The following is a 3,584-nucleotide window of genomic DNA, read 5'->3' as shown; positions in this document are numbered from 1 at the left end:
CATCGCCGCGCCCATATTCATACGCAGATATTGCGGGTCAGGTGACAGGTATGTTCTGCGCACGCCACCAGGGTCATTTGACTCATTCAGGACTATAAGCCGCGAGGGCGCCGTCGTATTGTTTAGCGGCTGTAGAACTCATCGCGATTGGCGGCGAGCGTGAGCATCGGATGATTCGATGCCGAAGACCCCGCTTCCGGCTGCCAATCGAAGACGATCAGGCACATGAACGCCTCAGACTTCTGTGGGGAAGGCGTACGGCAGCGGCGAGAACTTCAGCACAGGACCATCCGCCGCGCCCACATGCACCGATCCCTGTTCCAGCGCCGCAAGCTTGATTTCCACGAGCGCATCCACGCCGCCATCGGGCGCGCTCGCTACGTTGACCACGAGGCCGCAGGGCTGGCCGGGGTCGTCGGAGTGGAACAGTTCGTCGCCGGCTTTGGCCATTTCCGCATGCGCGAGCGATGTGCGCCGCTTGATCGTGCCGCGATACTGGCTGCGCGCGACCACTTCCTGACCCGGATAACAGCCTTTCTTGAAGTTGACGCCGCCGAGCACGTCGAAGTTGACCATTTGCGGGACGAACTGCTCGGACACCGGCTGTGTGATGCGCGGTTCGCCCGCGTGAATGTCGAGCCAGTCCCACACTTCGGCGCTCGCGCGAGTCAGTTTCTTTTCCAGCGCGGCGAGATGCGAATCGACTTCTGCCTTCGGGCCGACCCACAGGAAACGCGGACGGCCGGCGGCATCGGGTACGCGGATCAGCGAACCGAGCGGACCCTCCACTTTCACGTGCACGCCGTCGGGCATGGCATCGAAGAGATGAGACAGCGCGTCGCGCACGTCGCCTGCAAAACCGACGGCGGTCAGCGCCGGAGTGGCATCCGCCAGCTTGGCTTTTGCGCGCATCACGAACATGGACAACCGCTTCTGCACGGTGGCCTGCAAGTCGGCGGCGATCATCAAACGCACTGCGTCCCCGGCACGCCACATCAGGAATGACGCCATCAAGCGGCCTTTCGGCGAGCAATACCCCGCCAGACGCGCGGTCGATGCATCCAGGTGCTGGACGTCGTTCGTCAGTTGCGTGTGAAGAAAGGCGGCGGCGTCGTCGCCGGTTGTATCGATGAAACCAAACTGCGTGAGCGGCGCGAAAATTCCGCCGCTGAGCACAGCCTTGAAAGGAGAAGCAGCGGGTGTACCGGTCGAAGAATTCATGGACCTGACTTGGACGATGGCGAACAAGTATTATATGGGTCTTACCTAGAGCGTGTTTCGCATGTCCCTTTTGAAGAAATGTCTGGTCGCGGCGGTCGTCGCGGTCGTGGTTGCCGGTGCGCTCGTCGCGGGCATGTTCAAGTGGGCAAATAGCCCGGTCGACCTGGCCTCGCCCGAACTCGACATCACCATCAAGTCCCACAGTACGCTGAAAAGCGTGAGCACCCAGCTCGATCGCGGCGGCGCCCATATGCGGCCCGAGCTGTTCGTGCTGATGACGCGCGTGCTCGGCCTGTCGTCGCAGTTGAAATCCGGCAATTACGCGTTCAAGGAAGGCATCACGCCCTACGAGATGCTGCAAAAAATCGCGCGTGGCGACGTGAACGAATACGTGGCGACGATCATCGAAGGGTGGACGTTCCAGAAAATGCGCAACGAGCTGGACGGCAATCCGGCGCTCCAGCACGACACCGCGGGCATGACGGATACCGATCTGCTGAAGGCCATCGGCGCGCCGGACGACGTGATTGCGAAGGCGACGGCGGAGGGTCTGTTTTTCCCCGACACCTACCTCTTCGATAAAGGCACGAGCGACATCGCCGTCTACAAACGTGCGTACAAACTGATGCAGATGCGCCTGACGGAAGCCTGGAACACGCGTGCACAGAACCTGCCGTACAAGACGCCGTATGAAGCGCTGATCATGGCGTCGATCGTGGAGAAGGAAACCGGGCGCGCCGCCGACCGGCCATTGGTCGCGGCCGTGTTTGCGAACCGGCTGCGCATCAACATGCCTTTGCAGACCGACCCGTCAGTGATCTACGGCCTGGGCCCGGCTTACGGCGGCCGGCTCAAGAAGAAAGATTTACAAACCGACACTCCGTACAATACCTACACGCGCATGGGCCTGCCGCCCGGTCCGATCGCCTTGCCCGGCGTCGCGGCGCTGGCAGCGACGGTCAACCCTGCGTCGAGCAGCGCGCTGTATTTCGTGTCGCGCGGCGACGGCAGCAGCTTCTTTTCAGACAATCTCGGCGACCACAATCGGGCCGTCGACAAGTACATCCGGGGACAATGATGGTGCGCGGCAAATTCATCACGTTTGAAGGCATCGACGGGGCGGGTAAGACAACGCACCTCGGGTGGTTCCGCGAACGTCTGGAAGAGAAGATCGCATCGGCCGGCCACTCGGTCGTGATGACGCGCGAACCCGGCGGCACGGCGCTCGGCGAAAGCCTGCGGGAATTGCTTCTCAATCAGCCGATGGACCTCGAAACCGAGGCGCTGCTGATGTTCGCCGCGCGCCGGGAGCATCTGGCGCTTGTGATCGAGCCGGCGCTGGCGCGCGGCGACTGGGTGCTGTCGGATCGTTTTTCCGATGCCACCTTTGCGTATCAGGGCGGCGGCCGGGGTCTGCCGCGCGACAAGCTCGAAGCACTGGAGCGCTGGGTGCAGGGCGGATTTCAACCGGATCTGACCGTACTTTTCGATGTCCCGACGAACGTGGCCAGCGAACGCCGGGGCGCGGTACGTGCGCCGGACAAGTTCGAAAGCGAGTCCGATTCGTTCTTTGCGCGGACGAGAGCCGAGTATCTGCGTCGGGCGGCGGAATCACCGGGCCGGTTCCTGGTAATCGACGCAACACGGTCGGTTGCAGATATACAGAAAAAACTTGAGGAAGTAGTTTCAAGCATTTGATTTTAAAGCGAATTTATTGAAAAGTTGAAGTTAATTGTAATTTTCAACAACGCAGCTTAAATTACTGATTTAAAAGAATTTTCATGATCTATCCGTGGCAAACCGACGACTGGGCTCAACTTGAGCAACTGCGCGCAAGCTGGCCGCATGCGTTGTTGCTGCATGGGCGCGCGGGCATCGGGAAATTGCAGTTCGCGCAACATCTCGCACAGAGCCTTTTGTGCGAAGCACCGACTGCGACGCGGGAACCGTGCGGTCATTGCGTCGCTTGCCTCTGGTTTAGCCAGGGCAATCACCCTGACTATCGGGCGGTGCTTCCGGAAGCGCTCGCCGGCGAACTGATCAGCGACGAAAAGCCGGATGCCGATGAAGGCAAGAAAACCAAGGTGCCGAGCAAGGAGATCAAGATCGATCAGGTGCTCGGCCTGTCGAATTTCTTCAGCCTCGGCTCGCACCGGGGCGGCGCGCGCGTCGTGATGATTTACCCCGCCGAATCCATCAACGTGTTTGCCGCGAACGCTTTGCTCAAGACGTTGGAAGAGCCTCCGGCGGGCGTTGTGTTTATCCTGGTGACGGCGCGTATCGACCGGTTGTTGCCGACGATCATCAGCCGATGCCGCCAATGGCCGATGACCCTCCCGGCCGCCGAACCCTCCGTGGCCTGA

Annotated in this window: 3 protein-coding genes and 2 pseudogenes; 3 read left to right on the top strand and 2 right to left on the bottom strand. The window is 60.9% G+C overall.

Annotated features, from left to right (window positions below):
• Nucleotides 1-125: 125 nt before the first annotated feature.
• Nucleotides 126-227, bottom strand: a pseudogene (locus ACRXB1_RS32885) (NRDE family protein); the annotation flags it as partial.
• Nucleotides 228-234: 7 nt separating this feature from the next.
• Nucleotides 235-1,221, bottom strand: coding sequence for a CAF17-like 4Fe-4S cluster assembly/insertion protein YgfZ (gene ygfZ, locus ACRXB1_RS32880; RefSeq protein ID WP_174364063.1), 987 nt, complete (start codon nucleotides 1,219-1,221; stop codon nucleotides 235-237).
• Nucleotides 1,222-1,282: 61 nt separating this feature from the next.
• Between ygfZ and mltG the strand changes: the two genes are divergently transcribed.
• The 3 genes and pseudogenes from mltG to holB all read left to right on the top strand — a co-directional run.
• Nucleotides 1,283-2,299 (top strand): endolytic transglycosylase MltG, encoded by a 1,017-nt coding sequence (gene mltG / locus ACRXB1_RS32875; RefSeq protein WP_174364064.1) that lies wholly within the window; start codon nucleotides 1,283-1,285, stop codon nucleotides 2,297-2,299.
• Nucleotides 2,299-2,919, top strand: a complete 621-nt coding sequence (tmk, locus tag ACRXB1_RS32870; RefSeq protein WP_375508186.1) for a dTMP kinase — start codon at nucleotides 2,299-2,301, stop codon at nucleotides 2,917-2,919. The genes mltG and tmk overlap by 1 nt, the downstream gene beginning before the upstream one ends.
• 83 nt (nucleotides 2,920-3,002) lie before the next feature.
• Nucleotides 3,003-3,584, top strand: a pseudogene (gene holB, locus ACRXB1_RS32865) (DNA polymerase III subunit delta'); the annotation flags it as partial.

The organism is Caballeronia sp. M23-90 (assembly GCF_053574605.1).
Note: the sequence above shows the minus strand (reverse complement) of the source record. Positions and strands in the feature narration are given on the sequence as shown.

What these genes read in the sequence shown, in the direction of transcription:
- ygfZ (WP_174364063.1), bottom strand. Translation starts at nt 1,221, where the DNA reads ATGAATTCTTCGACCGGTACACCCGCTGCTTCTCCTTTCAAGGCTGTG.
- mltG (WP_174364064.1), top strand. Translation starts at nt 1,283, where the DNA reads ATGTCCCTTTTGAAGAAATGTCTGGTCGCGGCGGTCGTCGCGGTCGTG.
- tmk (WP_375508186.1), top strand. Translation starts at nt 2,299, where the DNA reads ATGGTGCGCGGCAAATTCATCACGTTTGAAGGCATCGACGGGGCGGGT.